Raw genomic sequence first — 16,626 nt, 5'->3', positions numbered from 1 at the left:
CTTGCCGGGTTGTTACCCTGGACGAGGCGCTCGCCAAGCTCGGCTGAGACAGTCCCGCACATCTCCCGTGTTGCATGGCACCATCGTTTCGCCCATCACCGCGGCCGAGAAAGGGAAGCAGCTGTGGCCAGCCTTGCCGAGGCGGGATTGTTCGACGCGGGCACGATCGCCGATCGTTGGATCGCCGACTATTGCGGTCATGCACCCGCCGGCGACGTGCTGTGCGCGGAATCCGGACCACCCTGGAGCGCGCTGTTCGAGGAACTGGCCGGACTTTCCGGCGACGGGCTGACGATCGCCCGCGAACGCGCGCATCGCCATGCCGAGGATATCGGCACCGGCTACCGCATCGGCGACGAGGGCGAGGAGCGCCCCTGGCCGCTTTCCCCCGTGCCGCTGCTGATCGGCCAGAGTGAATGGCGCGGCATCGAGGCCGGCGTCACCCAACGCGCCGACCTGATGGAGCGGCTGCTCCAGGACCTGTACGGCCCGACCCGGCTGATCGCCGACGGCCACCTGCCTGCCGCGCTGCTCACCGGCAGCCCGTTCTTCCTGCGTCCGTTGACGCACCTGACCCCGCCGGGCGAGCATCATCTCCACTTCGTCGCGTTTGACCTGTGCCGCAGCCCCGACGGCCATTGGCGGGTGCTCGCCGACCATCTCCGCGCACCAGCCGGGGCCGGCTATGCGCTGGAGAACCGGCTGGCGATGGCGCGGACGCTCGGCGGCCTCCAGAGCCGGCTCAACATCGAGCGCCACGCCCCCTTCTTCGCCGCGTTCCGCGACGGCATCGCCGCCGCCTGCCGCCGCGCCGAGCCGCGCATGGCGCTGCTCACCCCCGGCCGCTTCACCGCCAGCTATGCCGAGCAGGCGCATCTCGCGCGGTATCTGGGCTTCCTGCTGGTCGAGGGCGCCGATCTCGCGGTGCTCGACGACCGCGTCTATGTCCGCACCATTGCCGGGCTGAAGCGCGTGGATGCGCTTTGGCACCGCTTCGACCCGCGCTATCTCGATCCGCTCGCGCTCGATTCGCATTCGACGATCGGCGTTGCCGGGCTGATCGACGCGACCGTCGCCGGCAATGTCGTGATCGCCAATGCGCCGGGCGCGGGGCTGATCGAGGCACCGGCCTTCGCCGCCTTCCTGCCGCGGCTCAGCGAGATCCTGCTCGGCGAGCCGCTACGCCTGCCCAACATCGCCACCTGGTGGTGCGGCCAGGCGGCCGAGGCGGCGCATGTCGCGGCAAACCTCGATCATATGCTGGTCGCCCCCGCCTTCGGCACCCCGCCGCTGGGCCTGCCCGAGGGCAAGGCGGTGCTCGGCGCGCATCTCGACGAGGCCGCGCGGGCGGCGCTGCGCGACGATCTCAGCCGCCGTCCGCAGGATTATGTCGGGCAGGAAGTCGTCTGCCTCTCGACCATGCCCTTCGTCGCCGAGGATCGGCTCGCGCCCCGACCCTTCACGCTCCGTGTCTTCGCCGCGCGCGATGCGGCGGGTACCTGGACCGTGCTGCCCGGCGGCTTCGCCCGGATCGGCGAGCATGCCGATGCCCGCGCCGCGGTGATGGGCGAAGGCAGCTGGTCCGCCGATGTCTGCATCCACGGGCCCGATCCGGTCGCGCCGGTGTCGCTGCTCCCCTCGGGCGATTCGACCCAGCTGCGCCGCAACCCCGGCACGCTGCCCAGCCGCGTGGCGGACAACATGTTCTGGCTCGGCCGCTATCTGGAGCGCGGCGAGGCGCTGCTGTCGGTGCTGCGCGTGCTCCTCGGCCACTCGATCAGCGCGGATACAGGCGCGGCGCTCTCGGCGGAGACGGTGGATCGCCTCGCCCAGCTGGTCGTCACGGCAGGTGCCGCCCCCGCCCCGCGCGGCCTCAAGCGGCAGGACCTGACGCAGCTCGCCCGCACCGCGCTCGAATCGACCGAGGGCTTCACCAGCGTCCGCGCGATCAATCGCCAGGCGCGCTCGATCGGCGCAGTCTCGCGCGACCGGCTCTCCGCAGACTTGATCCGCCTGCTCGACGCGCCCTTCCCCGAGCGCGGCGTGCTGCTTGATCGGGCCGGATCGCTGCAGCGTCGCTATTCGGCGCTGGCGGGGCAGGCCGGCGAGCATATGGGCCGCACCGATGCGTGGCGCTTCCACGATCTCGGGCGCCGCATTGAGCGCGCGCTGGCGACGATCGGTTTCCTCCGCGCGCTCGGCGGGCCGGAGGCGACCGCCGACGATCTCTCGACCCTGCTCGACCTCGCCGACAGCCAGATCAGCTATCGCCAGCGCTACCTCACCGGCATCGCCCGAGTGCCGGTGCTCGACCTGCTCGCGCTCGATCCCGGCAATCCGCGCGGGCTGGCCTTCCAGGCGGCGGCGATCTCGGCGCACCTGAACGCGCTGCCGGTACTCTCCGACGATGGCCTCGCCGAGCCGCAGCAGGAACAGGCGCGCGGGCTCGCCGCCACGCTGGTCACCGCACGCGCGACGACGATCGACGATGCCTGGCTCGCCGATCTCCAGTCGCGGTTGTGGAGCCTCTCCGAAGCGGTGGCGCGCCGCTACTTCCTGCACGGTGCGGAGCCGCTGCGCGCGGCAGGACTCGTGCTGGCATGATGCTCTACGGCATCCGGCATGTGACGCGGTTCGATTACGACCAACCGGTCGCCTTCGCGCGCTGCAACCTGCGGCTGAAGCCGATCCTCTGGTCCGGCCAGCGGATCGAGGAATATGCGCTGAGCGTGCAGCCGGGAGGACGCACCTACCCGGCGCGCGCCGAGGCCGGGCTCGCCAATGTCGTGCGGCTGCTGGTCGAGCATGACGCGAGCAGCCTGACGATCGAGAGCCGCGCGCGGGTGCGGGTCGACCGCCAGATCCCGATCCCGGCCGCGAGCGACCCGACCATCGCCCAGATCGCCGCCTGGGCGCGCGACAGCCGCGATCCCACGCCGGCGGGACCCGCCGCCTATCTCTTCCCCTCGCCGCTGATCCCGCTCGACCGCGCCATCGCTGGCTGGTGCGCCGAGGAGCTGCGCCAGGACCGCGGTATCCTCGAGGCCGGCATCGCGCTGGCGCAGCGGATCCAGCGCGACTTCGCCTTCGATCCCACCGCCACGCTGGTCGATACGCCCCCGCACGAAGCCTTCGCCAAGCGGGGCGGCGTCTGCCAGGATTTCGCCCAGATCATGCTCTCCGGCCTGCGCGCCGCCGGGCTGCCAGCCGCCTATGTCTCCGGCTATCTACGCACCCTGCCGCCGCCGGGCCAGCCGCGGCTGGTGGGCGCGGATGCGACCCATGCCTGGGTGCTGCTGTGGTGCGGGCCCGATCTCGGCTGGGTCGGCGTCGATCCCACCAACGGCATCTGGATGGCCGAGGACCACATCGTCATGGCGATCGGCCGCGACTATGCCGACATTGCGCCGATCGACGGCATCGTGCTCGGCTCCGGCGCGCAGGCGATGCATGTGTCGGTGGATGTCGAGCCGCTGGAAGTGGCGGTGGGGTAACTCTTATCCTCCCCTGCTAGGGGCACGTGGCGCGCAACGCGCGACGGAGGGGGAGGATTCCAGAACCTCGCGGCCGTCGTGCTTCCTCCCCCTCCGACCCGCTATCGCGGGCCACCTCCCCCTGGCGCGGGAGGATAGGGAGAGGCCTCAATGCTCCACCGGGCCCTTGTCGCCGAAGTTCAGCCGGCGCGTGACGTTATAGTCGAGCACCGCCATCACGAAATACGCGCCGAACTGCTTCACCCGCGTCCACCAGCCGGTGCGCGCCTTGTACAGCTCGGGGGTGATCCGCTCGGACTGCGCCACCTCGCCGTCGACATAGCTGCGGACATGCGCGGCGAAGGCGGCATCCTGCACGCGCAGCATCAGCTCGAGGTTCAGGAACATGCTGCGGATGTCGAAATTGGCCGAGCCGATATGGACGACATCGTCGATCACATAGAGCTTGGTGTGCAGCTTGGTCGGCTGATATTCGTAGATCTGCACGCCCTTGCGCAGCAGGCCGGCATAGGTGAAGCGCGCCGCCCAGATCGCAGCGGTGTGGTCTAGCTTCGCTGGCAGCACCAGCCGCACCCGCCCGCGCCGCCCGGCCTTGTCGAGCCGGCGCAGCATCGCCGGGCTCGGCGCGAAATAGGCGGCGATCAGGTCCAGCGTGTTGGCCCGCTCCATGTCGTGCTTCACCACCCGCGCCCAGGGCGACAGCCGCCGCATCGGACCGCCGAGCAGCCAGCGCGTCTTGCCCTCGGGCTCGCTCCACGCCTTGAGCGTGCGCCCGAGCGACCGCAGCGTTGCCCGCGGCCGCTTGGCCCAGGCGGCGAGCGCGTCGAAATAGCCGGTCAACCGCTCGGCCGCCGCTCCCTCGACCAGCAGCCCCATGTCACGCCACGCCTGTTCGGCGACGGTGCCGAAATAGCTCGATTCGATGTTGAACCCGCCGACGATCACCCGTGCCTCGTCGGCTAGCGCCAGCTTCTGGTGGTTGCGCAGCAGATATCGCCGTCCCCAGCGCGGCACGAATCGGCACACCTCGATGCCGGCAGCGTGGAGCGGTTCGAAGAAATCATTGCTCTCGGCATGCTCGCTGCCGAGCCCGTCGACGATCAGATACACTCGCACGCCGCGCGCGGCCGCATCGAGCAGCGCCTGGCGCACTGCCGCACCCGCCTCGTCGTCGAGATAGATGTAATAGAGCACCCGCAGCGTCCGCTCGGCGCCGGCGATCAGGCCTAGCAGCGCGCGCATCCGCTCCGGCCCCTCGGGCAGCAGCGTCAGCCGGTTGCCGTAGACGGTGAAGCTGGGCTGGGCGAGCGGCGGCATCGCCGGGGCATGCCCGGTGGCCAGCGCATCGGCAAGCGGTTCGGGATCGGCATAGGGTGCCATCGCGCGGGGAGCCTCCGGTGGGTGAACCTGCGTAACGATCGAAGCCGCGTCGCGCTCCCTCGCGCAGGGCCGGCGGCTTTTCTTGACATTTGCGGGCTCGGCCCCTAACTGGCCGGTCTTTCCCGGCCCTGACATCTAAGGAAGAACAGGATGGCGCGCGTCACTGTCGAAGATTGCGTCGACAAGATTCCGAACCGGTTCGACCTGGTGCTGTTTGCTGCGCAGCGCGCGCGGCAGATCTCCGGCGGTGCCGACCTGACGCTGGATCGCGACCGCGACAAGAACCCGGTCGTCGCGCTGCGTGAAATCGCCGAAGAGACCGTGCGTCCCGATCATCTGCAGGAAGCGGTGGTTTCGAGCCTGCAGCGCGTCCGCGTCGACGACGAGGATGCACCCGACGAGGTCGGCTCGATCCAGGCCCAGGCCGAGGCGCTCCGCCTCACCGCCGCAGCCCCGCCGCGCAATCAGAATCTGGGCGGCGACTACGAGGGCTGATTGCCTTCGGTCTCTACCGGAACAGCAAAGGGGCTGGCGGCAACGCCGGCCCTTTTTGTTTCAGGCGCCGATCCGGGCGTTTAGGGCGTCGTCGTCGAGTCCTTCGAGCGTGAGCAGCATGGCATAGGGATCGCCGGTCAGGCCCAGCACCTGCGCGAAGGCGGGCTCGGTCTTGGCGCCTGCATACCGCCGCGCCATCACGGCGGCGCGCAGCGGTTCACCGCCCAGCGAGAGCAAGCGCCGCTCGATCGCGAAATGCCGCCAGCCGAGCTGCTCCGCCACGGGCCGCGCCTGGCCGAACAGCTCGAACAGCCAGCCGGCACAGTGGAAGCGCGCCACCACGGGGCGGTCGCTGCCCTGCCACTGCCACATCGCAAAACCGGGCAGGTCGCGATACGCTTCCCATAGCGCCGCGGCGAAGGCGTGCGGGTCGGGCGCGTGGCAGAGGATGTCGATGTCGCTGTCGGGCAGATCGAGGCCGAGCGGCGGTGTGCCTGCGACGTGCGGGTCGAAGGCGGCGAGCCGTGAGAGCACGCCGCTACGGGAGAGCGCTTCGGTGTACGCCGGCCTCGTCATGGCGTGTCCAAATCCTATCCTCCCCCGCCAGAAGGAGGTGGCGCGCAAAGCGCGACGGAGGGGAGGATGCCAGAACCTCTCGGACCTGCGTGCTTCCGCCCCCTCCGTCAGGCTGCGCTGACACCTCCCCCCGGGCGGGGGAGGATATGCTATTCCTGTTCCTGCTCGGGCTCGCTGGCCGGCTCCACCCGCCCCTTGAAGCCCTGCGCCACCACATACCATTCCACCGAGCCCTTGCGGCTGGCCGGCGGCTTGGCGTGCTTCACCGTCGCGAAGGCGCGCTTCATCTCGGCGATCAGCGCCGAATCGGCACCGCCGGCAAACACCTTGGCGACGAAATCGCCACCCGGGGCCAGCGTCTTGAGCGCGAAGTCGAACGCAGTCTCGACCAGCGCCATGGTGCGCAGCGCATCGGTCTGCGGATGCCCCACCGTGTTCGCCGCCATGTCCGACAGGATCAGGTCGGGCGCGCCACCCAGTGCCTCGATCAGCCGATCGGGGGCGGCGTCGTCCATGAAGTCCATCTGGAGCAGGGTCGCGCCCTCGATCGGATCGACCGGCAGCAGGTCGATGCCGACCACCGCCGCCTTGGGCAGCACGCGCCGCACCACCTGCGTCCAGCCGCCCGGCGCCACGCCGAGATCGACCACGCGCCTGGCACCCTTCAGGAACCCGAACTTCTCGTCCAGCTCGGTCAGCTTGTAGGCCGCGCGGCTGCGATAGCCCTCGGCCTTGGCGCGCCGGACATAGGGGTCGTTCAGCTGACGCTCCAGCCAGCGCGTCGATTGCGCCGTACGGCCGCGCGCCGTGCGCACGCGGACATGGCCGCGGCCACCGCCCCTGCTCATCGCTTCTTCCTCACAACCTTATAAGGGCGCGCCGCCGATCAGCCGCCGCAAGATGCCTTCGCGAATGCCGCGATCGGCGATGCCTAGCCGCTCGGCGGGCCAGATGTCGAGGATCGTCTCCAGGATCGCGCAGCCGGCCGAGACCAGATCGGCGCGCTCGCTGCCGATGCACGGCACCTGCGCCCGCTCCTTGACGCTCATCGCGGCGATTCGCGCGCTCACCTCGCGCATCGCCGCGCTCGGCACGATCAGCCCGTCCACCGCCGAGCGATCGTACGAGGCCAGCCCGAGATGGACGCTGGCGAGCGTCGTCACCGTACCGCTGGTGCCGAGCAGCCGCGGCGTACCCTTGGGCGGACGCAGCCGCGCGACGAACGGCGCGAAGCTCTCGCGCACCCGCGCGCGCATATCGGCATAGGCGGCGGCGCGGGCATCAGCGCCCACCGCCTGGCTCTGCCCGGTCGCTTCGCTGAGCGACACCACGCCCCAGGGCGCGCTGTGCCAGTCGAGGATGCGCGGAATCGGCGCATGCGAATCGACCAGCACCAGCTCGGTAGAGCCGCCGCCGATGTCGAACACCAGGGCGGGCCCGTCCCCGGGCTCGAGCAGCGCATGGCAACCGAGCACCGCCAGCCGTGCCTCCTCCTCAGCGGTGATGATGTCGAGCGCGATGCCGGTCTCCCGATAGGCGCGCGCGATGAATTCGGCGCCATTCTCGGCCTGGCGACAGGCCTGGGTCGCCACCGATCGCGCGAGCGCGACATTGCGGCGCTTGAGCTTGTCCGCACAGATCCGCAGCGCCGCGAGCGTGCGCTCGATCGCCGCGTCGGACAGGCGCCCGGTCGTCGCCAGTCCTTCGCCCAGCCGGACGATTCGCGAAAACGCATCGATCACCGCGAAGCCCGACCCCTGCGGACGCGCGATCAGCAACCGGCAATTGTTCGTACCCAGATCCAGCGCCGCATAATGGCGCGCTTCGGGCCAGCGCGGTGCCGGGCCTTTCGCGGCCGGCGGCGGCGGGGCATTGCGGGCGGCGGAAACGCGCCTCCCGCGGGGCATTCTGGCGGAGCCATCCCCCATCACATCAACTCACTTATCTTCTTCCGTCACCGAACCAAAACGGTCCGGCCGGTGCTTGGATGCGAGGCTAGACGAGCAACGATGGCAGCGCAAGGCGAGCGCGCGATTGCGCGTTGACAGCGCCGCTCCATCCCCCTATCTGGCGCGACCTGCCTGGTGCCCCGTCGTCTAAAGGTAAGACTACGGACTCTGACTCCGTCAATTGAGGTTCGAATCCTCACGGGGCATCCAAGCAGCTTCCGACATCGTGATACATCGTACTCGGGCGGCGCGATCCGCGCTCCGTCCCTGAGAAACGTGGGCGATTCGAATCAGGCCAGGACAGGCCGCCGAGTAGCGATCCAGCCATAGCCAAACAGCAGCACCAGCGCCCCTGCCGCGACCAGATAGGGCAGCGCGCCCCAGAACTCGTACATCGCCACGCCGATCGAGGGCCCCAGCACGAAGGCCGCGCCGTTGATCGAGGTCACCCGCCCCGCCACCGAGCCCTGCGCATGCGGCCCCACCGCGAGCGAGGCGCCGGCGGTGAAGCCGGGCCGGGCGAAGCCCATGCCCAGCGCGATCGTCGCATAGCCGAGCGCGATGCCGTACAGCGATCCCGCCATCGCGGTCATGACACAGCCGATCGCGCCCAGCGCGGCGCCCGCCAGGATCAGGGCGCGCGGCTTGAGCTCGAGCAGCGGAATCAGTCCCCATTGGACGAGCAGCGAGGCGCCCGCGCCGATCATCAGCACCAGCCCCGTCGGCTCCAGCGCGGCGGCGGGCGCGAGCGCCAGCCGGTCGATGATCAGGAAGCCGATTGCTTGACCGGTCATCGCCTGGGCATGGCCGGTGACCAGCCCCGCGATCATCCAGGGGCGCACCCGCGGATCGAAGGTGCGGATGTGCTCGACATGCTCGCCCATCGCGGCGGTCACATTTGCGCCGGTGCCCTGCCCGCCGATTGAAGGATAGCTGGGGGCGGCGCCATGCTCGATCGCACCCGAGGTGGCCGGCAGCAGCCGCAGCACCGCGACCATCAGCACCAGCCCGACCAGGCTTGCGGCGAAGGCGGGACCGGATAGCCCGATCAGCGGCCCGCCGGGCCAGAGATGCCCCATGACGAGATAGGGGGCGACCGCCGGGCCCAGGATCGTCCCCAGCCCGAAGGCCGAAGCGAGCAGGGTCAGCGCCTTGGTGCGCTCCTCACGGCTGGTGCGCGCGGCAACGATCGCCTGCACCGCCGGCGGCGCCGCCGAGCCGAACCCGCCATAGAGCATGCGGCCCACCACGAAGGCGGCGAAGGTGGCGAAGGGGCTCAGCACGCCGTTGATGCCGAGCGCGAGACACAGCCCGCACAGCCCCAGTGAGGCGGTGAACCCGGCAATGCCGAGCAGCACCATCTTGCGCCGCCCCGCCCGCTCCGACCGATTCGCCCAGAAGGGCGCGGTGAGCATCCACAGCAGCGCCGAGACCGAGAACACCGCCGCGACCGCACTGTCGGCGGCGTGGAGCTCGCGGCCGAGCGCGGGCAGGATCGACTGCAGCGCGGTGTTGCCCGCGGCGATCATCAGCATCACGCCGAACAGCAGCGCGAAATCGCGGTCGATCGCGCGGCTCATGCGCGACGCCACCGATAGCCGCGCTCGACCCGGGTGACGATCACCTCATACCAGTCGTACCAGCGTTCGCGGCCCCGCGCGCGGATCGCAGCGTGTTCTGGATGGTCGCGCCAGGCGATCGCGCTGGCATCATCGGCCCAATAGCTGATGGTGATGCCCACGCCCGCGTCGCCGCGCTGCGATTCGACGCCGCGATAGCCGGGCTGCTGCGCCGCGAGCACGTCCATCGCGGTCGCCGCCTCGGCATAGCCTGCATCGTCGTCTTCGGTGCGCTTCGATACGAACAGCACCGCGATCTGACCGGTACGATCCTCTCCCATGGGCAAATCGTAGAAGGGACTCGGCGCTTTGCAATCCGTACGAGCCCTGCGAGAGCATGGCCGGATGATCACTGACTGGCATTTCTATGCGCTCGCCGTGCCCGCCGTGCTGCTGCTCGGCCTATCCAAGGGCGGGTTCGCCGGCATGGGCGCGCTGTCGCTGCCGCTGTTGGCGCTGGCGATCGATCCGGTGCGCGCCGCCGCGATCACCCTGCCGATCCTGATCCTGCAGGACGTGGTGAGCGTCTGGGCGTTCCGCCGCACCGTCGACTGGCGGCTGCTGGCGTGGATGTTGCCCGGATCGATGGCGGGAATCGCGCTCGGCTACGGCTTTGCCGCGAGCGTGTCGCCGGTGCTGGTGCTGGCGGCGGTGGGCGCGATCTCGATCCTGTTCGGCTGCTACCGGCTATGGGCGAGCGGCCGGTCGACGCCGGCGGTTGCCGCGCGCTGGCCCGAATGGGTGGGCAGCCTGTTCGGCGTCGCCTCGGGCTTCACCAGCCAGATCGCCCATGCCGGGCAGCCGCCCTTCCAGCTCTGGGTGCTGCCGCGCGGTCTGCCGCGCGACCGGCTGGTGGGCACCACCGCGATCTTCTTCGCCGCGACCAACTGGATCAAGGTGCCGGCCTATTGGGCGCTGGGGCAGTTCACGCCCGCGAACCTGCTGACCTCGGCGGCGCTGTTCCCGCTGGCGCTGGCGTCGACGCTGGCGGGCGTGTGGCTGGTGCGGCGGGTTTCGCCCGAGCGGTTCTACACGGCGATCTATGTGCTGATGATCGCGGTGGGCGGTTCGCTGCTGTGGGAGGCGGTGGGGAAGGCAGCCTCTTAAGCCCCTCCTCCTTGGAGGAGGGGTTTGGGGGTGGAGGGATTCCAGAACGCAGGTTGGTCTCGGTGAGACACAGCCCCACCCCAACCCCTCCCCTGAAGGGGAGGGGCTAAGGAGAGAATCAGTCGAACAGGCTCGACACCGAGCTTTCGTCGGCGATGCGGCGGATCGCCTCGGCGATCAGCGGGGCGATGGTCAGGTGGCGGACCTTCTCGCCGGCCGCGACGATCTCGTGATTGCCGATCGAATCGGTGATCACCAGCTCGCGCAGCTCGGACTTGGCGACGCGCGACATCGCTGCGCCCGACAGCACGCCGTGGGTGCAGTACGCCACTACGTCCTCGGCCCCGGCCGCCTTCAGCGCCGCGGCGGCGTTGCACAGCGTACCGGCCGAATCGACGATGTCGTCGATCAGGATGCAGAAGCGGCCCTTCACCTCGCCGATGATGTTCATCACTTCCGATTCGCCCGGACGCTCGCGCCGCTTGTCGACGATGGCGAGCGGGGCGTTGTCGAGCCGCTTGGCGAGCTGGCGCGCGCGCACCACGCCGCCGACGTCGGGCGAGACGACCATCCACTGCTTGTCGATGAAGCGCGTCTGGATGTCGGCCGACATCACCGGCGCCGCGAACAGATTGTCCGTGGGGATGTCGAAAAAGCCCTGGATCTGACCGGCATGGAGGTCGACCGAGAGCACGCGATTGGCGCCCGCGGTGGTGATCAGGTTGGCGACCAGCTTGGCCGAGATCGGCGTGCGGGGCCCGGGCTTCCGGTCCTGGCGGGCATAGCCGAAATAGGGGAGCACCGCGGTGATCCGCTTGGCCGACGCGCGACGGAGCGCGTCGATCATGATCAGCAGCTCCATGAGGTTGTCGTTCGCCGGATAGCTGGTCGACTGGAGCACGAACACGTCCTCGCCGCGGACGTTCTCGAGAATCTCGACGAAGATCTCCTCGTCGGCGAAGCGGCGGACGTTCGCCTGCGTGAGCGGAATCTCCAGATAATCGGCGATGGCGCTCGCCAGCGGCAGGTTCGAATTGCCGGCCATGAGTTTCATAGGTGCGTGGCCTCCCGTGCCGCTCGCGATGTCCCGATGCTCGCGCCCTTTAGTGCGACGTTTCCGTGACGCAAAGAGGGCATCGGCGCTTCTCGCTGTGCCAGCGCTGCACCATCCCCGCTTTACGAGCTGTATGTGACGTTGTACCATCACCTTCATCCGGCGTTCAGAGACCGGTGTAGGAGAAGGAGTGCAAGGTGATGCATGCCGATACCCGCTATCATGCCAATGCACCGCGTTCGGTCAGCTTCGGGGCCGCGCTCGCCATCAACGGGGCGATCATCGCTGGGTTGATGCTCTCGGCACCCCATTTTCTGCCCAAGCCGCAGCCAAAGCCGTTCGAGGGCACGAACATCCCGCTGCCGGTGCCGGAGCCGGTCACGCGCGAAAAGCCGAAGCCACAGCCGGAAAAGAAGGTCACGAACACCGAAGTACGGCCGCACGTCCCCGATCCCGTCCTGCGCACCGCCTCGGAAAACCGGATCCAGGGTACGGACATCGTTCCGGAAATCCTGCCGCCCCCGATGTCCCTCGATCCGGGCCCCACGACGACGATCGATCCGCCCAAGCCCGTCCCGGCGCTGATCGGCGCGACCACGGATCCGCGCTACGCACAGGATTTCCAGCCCGAATATCCCGCGCAGGAGATGCGCGCCCAGCGCGACGGTCTGGTCACCCTGCGCGTGCTGATCGGCACCGACGGGCGGGTGAAGGCGGTGGAGCCGGTGAGCGCCACCAGCGATGCCTTCTTCGCCGTCACCAAGCGCCAGGCGCTCGGCAAATGGCGCTTCCGCCCCGCCACCCGCGGCAGTGTGCCTGAGGAGAGCTGGAAGACGATGACCGTCCGGTTCCGGATCGAAGACGCCCGCTGATCGCCCTCCGATCCCAGCGGCGTGGACGCGGGGGCTGGCCCTGGAGCCCCCGCGTCCCTATCTTCGGCCACCGATGACCTTCCTCAAGTACATCTCGCCGCTCAAGGCACTGCGCGACCTCCGCGGCTATCTGGCGACGCGCAAGAAGCACGAACTCTGGTTCATGATCCTCGCGCTGGCGCTCACCTTCGGCATCATCGTGATGTTCGTGAAGGATTCGCACGTGCCGGTGCCCTACAAGAAGAACATCATCTACGTCGACAGCTGGCCGATCACCCGCACCGAGGCGGAGATCCGCGAGAAGCAGAAGGTCGACGAGGCCAAGCGCCAGGAAGAGGAAGCAGCTTTTCAGGAGCGCCAGAAAAAACGCCAGGCCGATTTCAAGAAATATGACGATTGGCTGAAGAAGCACGGCATTTGAACGACGCACGCTGGATGGCGGTGGCGCTCGGCTTGGCCGAGCGGGGTAAGGGGCGAACGGCGCCCAACCCCAATGTCGGCTGCCTGATGGTCCGCGACGGCCGTGTCGTAGGCCGCGGCTGGACCCAGCCCGGCGGCCGCCCTCATGCCGAGGCGATGGCGCTGGCGGAGGCAGGCGCCGCGGCGCGCGGCGCCACCGCCTATGTCACGCTGGAGCCTTGCGCCCATGTCTCGCCGCGGGGGCCGGCCTGTGCGGACCTGCTGGTTAGCGCCGGTGTCGCCCGCGTCGTCGCCGCACTGCGCGATCCCGACCCCCGCACCGACGGCAGCGGCTTCGCGCGGCTGGCGGACGCCGGCATCGCCGTCAAATCGGGCCTGATGGCGGTCGAGGCGCAGCGCAGCATGGCGGGCTTCCTCACCCGCCTCGCCAAGCGCCGCCCGCACGTCACGCTCAAGCTCGCCACCTCGCTCGACGGCCGCATCGCGCTGTCGACCGGAGAGAGCAAATGGATCACCGGCCCCGCGGCCCGCGCCCATGTCCATCTGGAGCGCGCCCGGCACGACGGCATCCTGGTCGGCCGCGGCACCTTTCTCGCTGACGTCCCGAAACTGGACGTGCGGCTGCCCGGCCTCGCCGATCGCTCCCCGCGCCGAATCCTGCTTTCCGCCACCGGCCCCACCCCGCCGGGGTGGGAGCGCATCGCCGACATCGCCGACATTCGCCACCTCACCGGCATCGACACGCTGATGGTGGAAGGCGGCGCCAAGGCGGCGACGGCCTTTCTCCGCGCCGACCTGGTAGACCGGCTCCTCCTCTACCGCGCCCCGATCCTGATCGGCGGCGGCAAACCCGCGATCGAGGCATTCGGCCTCGCCGCATTGTCCGAGGCGCATGATCGCTGGCGCCTGCTGGACTCTCGACTGCTTGGCAGCGATCGGTTCGAGGTCTACGAGCGCAACTGATGTTCACCGGAATCGTAAGCGATGTCGGCACGATCGACGCGGTACAGCGCCAGGGCGACCTGCGCGTGCGCGTGGCGACGGCCTATCCCACCCATGAGATCGATCTCGGCGCCTCGGTCGCCTGTTCGGGCGTGTGCCTGACGGTGGTCGACAAGGGCCCCGGCTGGCTCGACTTCGACGTGTCGGGCGAAACCGTCTCGCGCACCGCCGACGACCAGTGGACCGCCGGCCGCAAGCTCAACCTGGAGCGCGCGCTGCGCCTGGGCGACGAGCTGGGCGGGCACATCGTCACCGGCCATGTCGACGGCATCGGTCGCGTGAAGCTGATCGAGGCGATCGACGGCTCGCACCATGTCGTGATCGCGGCAGGGCCGGAGATTGCCCCCTATGTCGCGCCGAAGGGTTCGATCACCGTCGACGGCGTGTCGCTGACGGTCAACGCGGTGGACGATACCCCGCAAGGCGTCGAATTCCACCTCAACATCATTCCCCACACCGCAGCCGTCACCACCTTCGCCACGCTGGCGGAAGGCCAGGCGGTCAATCTGGAGATCGACGTGCTCGCACGCTATCTCCAGCGCATGGAGGCATTGCGTGCCAAAGGCTGAACTCGCCGCGCTCAAGCACGGCTTCCTCTCCTCGCCCGAGGAGCTGATCGACGAGGCCCGCAACGGCCGCATGTTCATCCTGGTCGACGACGAGGATCGCGAGAATGAGGGCGATCTGGTCATTCCCGCCCAGATGGCGACGCCCGACGCGATCAACTTCATGGCCAAATACGGCCGCGGGCTGATCTGCCTGGCGATGACCAAGACGCGCGTCGACCAGCTCGGGCTCGAGCTGATGAGCCGCGCCAACGGCACCCGCCACGAAACCGCCTTCACCGTCTCGATCGAGGCCAAGGAAGGCGTGACCACCGGCATCTCCGCCGCCGACCGCGCCCGCACCATCTCGGTCGCGATCGACAGCACCAAGGACCGCGCCGACATCGTCACCCCGGGCCATGTGTTCCCGCTGGTCGCGCGCGACGGCGGTGTGCTGGTCCGCGCCGGCCATACCGAGGCAGCGGTGGACGTCGCCCGCCTGGCGGGCCTCAACCCCGCCGGTGTGATCTGCGAGATCATGAAGGACGACGGGACGATGGCGCGGCTCGACGATCTCGTCGGCTTCGCCCAGCTCCACAACCTCAAGATCGGCACGATCCGCGACCTGATCGCCTATCGCCGCCGGCACGACCATCTCGTCGAGCAGCGCGCCGAGGCGACCTTCACCAGCGAATGGGGCGGCGAGTGGCGCGCGCTCACCTTCTGGAACAAGGCGACGGGGAGCGAGCAGGTCGCGCTGGTCAAGGGCCGGATCGATCCCGACAAGCCCACCCTCGTCCGCATGCACGCGCTTTCGCCCTTTGCCGATGTGTTCGGCGAAGGCGGCCCGCGCGGCGGACTGCTGCGCAAGTCGATGGAGATCATCGGCAAGGAAGGCGCCGGCGTGATCGTGGTGATCAACCGCCCCCGCCCCGACGGCTATACCGTCGCGCTGCAGACCCGCAGCGGCGCGATTCCGCCCAAGGACATGGACGAGCTGCGCGATTACGGCGTCGGCGCGACCATCCTCACCGAACTCGGCGTGCAGGAGATGATCCTGCTCTCCAACACCCATCACACGCTGATCGGGCTCGACGGCTACGGCCTGTCGATCGCCGGCACGCGACCCATCGATTCGGAGCAATAATGGCCAACGTCCTCATCGTCGAAGCGCGCTTCTACGAGCATCTCAACGACATGCTGATCGCCGGCGCCAAGGCCGCGATCGAGGCGGCGGGCCACAAGGCCGAGGTGATCACCGTGCCGGGCGCGCTGGAGATCCCCGGCGCGGTCGCGCTCGCGGCGGACAGCGGCCGCTATGACGCGTTCGTCGCGATCGGCGTGGTGATCCGCGGCGAGACCTATCATTTCGAGATCGTCGCCGGCGAAAGCGCGCGCGGGCTGATGGCGCTGTCGATGGACGGCGTCGCGATCGGCAACGGCATCCTGACGGTCGAGAATGAGGCGCAGGCGCTGGTCCGCGCCGACCCCAAGCAGAAGGACAAGGGCGGCGAGGCCGCCAAGGCGGCGCTGGCGATGCTCGCGCTCAAGGCCAAGTTCGGCTGATGCAGGTGCCGGTGCTCGAAACCGAGCGCCTGATCCTGCGCCAGCACGCGGCCGGCGATTTCGAGGCATGGGCGGCGTTCCATGCCGATCCGGAGGTGATGCGGTTCCTGGGCGGCGTGCAGCCGCGCGGCACCGCCTGGCGCAGCCTGTGCAGCATGGCGGGCGCCTGGACCATCCGCGGCTTCTCAATGTTCGCGGTGATCGAACGCGCGACCGGTCGCTGGATTGGTCGCATCGGCCCGCATTCTCCCGATGGCTGGCCTGGGCTGGAAGTGGGCTGGGGCCTTGCCTCGGAGGCTGCCGGCAAGGGCTATGCCCGTGAGGCTGCCATCGCCGCGATCGACTATGCGGTAGACGTGCTCGGCTGGGACGAGGTGATCCACACCATCGATCCCGAGAACACCGCCTCCATCCGCCTGGCCCAGGCGCTGGGCGCCGAGAATGGTGGGCCTACCCGGCTGCCCGCCCCGCTCGAGCATCTGCGGGTCGATCGCTGGGCGCAGACCGCCGAGCAATGGCGCGCCCGCCGCGCGGCGCTGGGCTGAGC

The 16,626-nt window shown here is 69.3% G+C and carries 18 protein-coding genes and 1 tRNA gene; 12 read left to right on the top strand and 7 right to left on the bottom strand.

Features of this window, described 5'->3' with window-relative positions:
• Positions 1–123 precede the first annotated feature (123 nt).
• Together QZ670_RS15880 and QZ670_RS15875 are read left to right on the top strand one after the other, a co-directional pair.
• Positions 124–2,604: a circularly permuted type 2 ATP-grasp protein gene (locus tag QZ670_RS15880; protein WP_294257035.1), complete on the top strand. Its 2,481-nt coding sequence runs from the start codon at positions 124–126 to the stop codon at positions 2,602–2,604.
• Positions 2,604–3,494, top strand: a complete 891-nt coding sequence (locus QZ670_RS15875; RefSeq protein WP_294257096.1) for a transglutaminase family protein — start codon at positions 2,604–2,606, stop codon at positions 3,492–3,494. Before QZ670_RS15880 ends, QZ670_RS15875 begins: the two co-directional genes overlap by 1 nt.
• A gap of 147 nt (positions 3,495–3,641) precedes the next feature.
• Here the strand turns inward: QZ670_RS15875 and QZ670_RS15870 are convergent, their stop codons facing one another.
• On the bottom strand, positions 3,642–4,874 hold the full coding sequence (locus tag QZ670_RS15870; protein WP_294257033.1) for a phosphatidylserine/phosphatidylglycerophosphate/cardiolipin synthase family protein: 1,233 nt from the start codon (positions 4,872–4,874) through the stop codon (positions 3,642–3,644).
• 150 nt (positions 4,875–5,024) lie between these two features.
• On the opposite strand from QZ670_RS15870, the gene rpoZ reads away from it, so the two are divergent.
• Positions 5,025–5,369 (top strand): DNA-directed RNA polymerase subunit omega, encoded by a 345-nt coding sequence (gene rpoZ / locus QZ670_RS15865; protein WP_294257031.1) that lies wholly within the window; start codon positions 5,025–5,027, stop codon positions 5,367–5,369.
• 60 nt (positions 5,370–5,429) lie between these two features.
• Here the strand turns inward: rpoZ and QZ670_RS15860 are convergent, their stop codons facing one another.
• The 3 genes from QZ670_RS15860 to QZ670_RS15850 all read right to left on the bottom strand — a co-directional run bounded on the left by QZ670_RS15860 (position 5,430) and on the right by QZ670_RS15850 (position 7,852).
• Positions 5,430–5,945: a DUF4269 domain-containing protein gene (locus QZ670_RS15860; RefSeq protein ID WP_294257029.1), complete on the bottom strand. Its 516-nt coding sequence runs from the start codon at positions 5,943–5,945 to the stop codon at positions 5,430–5,432.
• A gap of 149 nt (positions 5,946–6,094) precedes the next feature.
• Positions 6,095–6,793: an RlmE family RNA methyltransferase gene (locus QZ670_RS15855; protein WP_294257026.1), complete on the bottom strand. Its 699-nt coding sequence runs from the start codon at positions 6,791–6,793 to the stop codon at positions 6,095–6,097.
• Between the two features lie 18 nt (positions 6,794–6,811).
• The gene (locus tag QZ670_RS15850; protein WP_294257025.1) at positions 6,812–7,852 is read right to left on the bottom strand and encodes a Ppx/GppA phosphatase family protein; all 1,041 of its coding nucleotides are present in this window, start codon (positions 7,850–7,852) and stop codon (positions 6,812–6,814) included.
• A gap of 178 nt (positions 7,853–8,030) precedes the next feature.
• On the opposite strand from QZ670_RS15850, the gene QZ670_RS15845 reads away from it, so the two are divergent.
• A tRNA-Gln gene (locus QZ670_RS15845) sits at positions 8,031–8,104 on the top strand.
• 80 nt (positions 8,105–8,184) lie between these two features.
• On the opposite strand, the gene QZ670_RS15840 is transcribed toward QZ670_RS15845, so the two are convergent.
• Complete coding sequence (locus QZ670_RS15840; RefSeq protein ID WP_294257023.1) at positions 8,185–9,474, bottom strand: MFS transporter; 1,290 nt, start codon at positions 9,472–9,474, stop codon at positions 8,185–8,187.
• A complete protein-coding gene (locus QZ670_RS15835) occupies positions 9,471–9,794 on the bottom strand; it encodes an antibiotic biosynthesis monooxygenase (protein WP_294257022.1) in 324 nt (107 codons plus the stop codon). The genes QZ670_RS15840 and QZ670_RS15835 overlap by 4 nt, the downstream gene beginning before the upstream one ends.
• A 64-nt stretch (positions 9,795–9,858) precedes the next feature.
• On the opposite strand from QZ670_RS15835, the gene QZ670_RS15830 reads away from it, so the two are divergent.
• Positions 9,859–10,620: a sulfite exporter TauE/SafE family protein gene (locus QZ670_RS15830; protein WP_294257020.1), complete on the top strand. Its 762-nt coding sequence runs from the start codon at positions 9,859–9,861 to the stop codon at positions 10,618–10,620.
• Positions 10,621–10,738: 118 nt separating this feature from the next.
• Here QZ670_RS15830 and QZ670_RS15825 read toward each other — a convergent pair whose 3' ends face one another.
• On the bottom strand, positions 10,739–11,674 hold the full coding sequence (locus QZ670_RS15825) for a ribose-phosphate pyrophosphokinase (RefSeq protein WP_264606943.1): 936 nt from the start codon (positions 11,672–11,674) through the stop codon (positions 10,739–10,741).
• A gap of 200 nt (positions 11,675–11,874) precedes the next feature.
• Here QZ670_RS15825 and QZ670_RS15820 point away from each other — a divergent pair, with 200 nt between their 5' ends.
• The 7 genes from QZ670_RS15820 to QZ670_RS15790 all read left to right on the top strand — a co-directional run bounded on the left by QZ670_RS15820 (position 11,875) and on the right by QZ670_RS15790 (position 16,624).
• Positions 11,875–12,546, top strand: coding sequence for an energy transducer TonB (locus QZ670_RS15820; protein WP_294257017.1), 672 nt, complete (start codon positions 11,875–11,877; stop codon positions 12,544–12,546).
• Positions 12,547–12,619: 73 nt separating this feature from the next.
• Positions 12,620–12,967 (top strand): hypothetical protein, encoded by a 348-nt coding sequence (locus QZ670_RS15815; RefSeq protein WP_294257015.1) that lies wholly within the window; start codon positions 12,620–12,622, stop codon positions 12,965–12,967.
• Positions 12,968–12,981: 14 nt separating this feature from the next.
• Entirely contained in the window at positions 12,982–13,929 is a 948-nt protein-coding gene (gene ribD / locus QZ670_RS15810) for a bifunctional diaminohydroxyphosphoribosylaminopyrimidine deaminase/5-amino-6-(5-phosphoribosylamino)uracil reductase RibD (RefSeq protein WP_294257095.1), read from the top strand.
• Positions 13,929–14,537 (top strand): riboflavin synthase, encoded by a 609-nt coding sequence (locus tag QZ670_RS15805; RefSeq protein WP_294257014.1) that lies wholly within the window; start codon positions 13,929–13,931, stop codon positions 14,535–14,537. The genes ribD and QZ670_RS15805 overlap by 1 nt, the downstream gene beginning before the upstream one ends.
• Positions 14,524–15,660 (top strand): 3,4-dihydroxy-2-butanone-4-phosphate synthase, encoded by a 1,137-nt coding sequence (gene ribB / locus QZ670_RS15800; RefSeq protein WP_294257012.1) that lies wholly within the window; start codon positions 14,524–14,526, stop codon positions 15,658–15,660. The genes QZ670_RS15805 and ribB overlap by 14 nt, the downstream gene beginning before the upstream one ends.
• Positions 15,660–16,079, top strand: coding sequence for a 6,7-dimethyl-8-ribityllumazine synthase (ribH, locus tag QZ670_RS15795; protein ID WP_294257011.1), 420 nt, complete (start codon positions 15,660–15,662; stop codon positions 16,077–16,079). The genes ribB and ribH overlap by 1 nt, the downstream gene beginning before the upstream one ends.
• A complete protein-coding gene (locus QZ670_RS15790) occupies positions 16,079–16,624 on the top strand; it encodes a GNAT family N-acetyltransferase (RefSeq protein ID WP_294257009.1) in 546 nt (181 codons plus the stop codon). The genes ribH and QZ670_RS15790 overlap by 1 nt, the downstream gene beginning before the upstream one ends.
• Positions 16,625–16,626 lie beyond the last annotated feature (2 nt).

Source organism: uncultured Sphingomonas sp. (assembly GCF_913774285.1).
GTDB lineage: Bacteria > Pseudomonadota > Alphaproteobacteria > Sphingomonadales > Sphingomonadaceae > Sphingomonas.
This window is presented reverse-complemented; position numbering and strand designations above follow the sequence as displayed.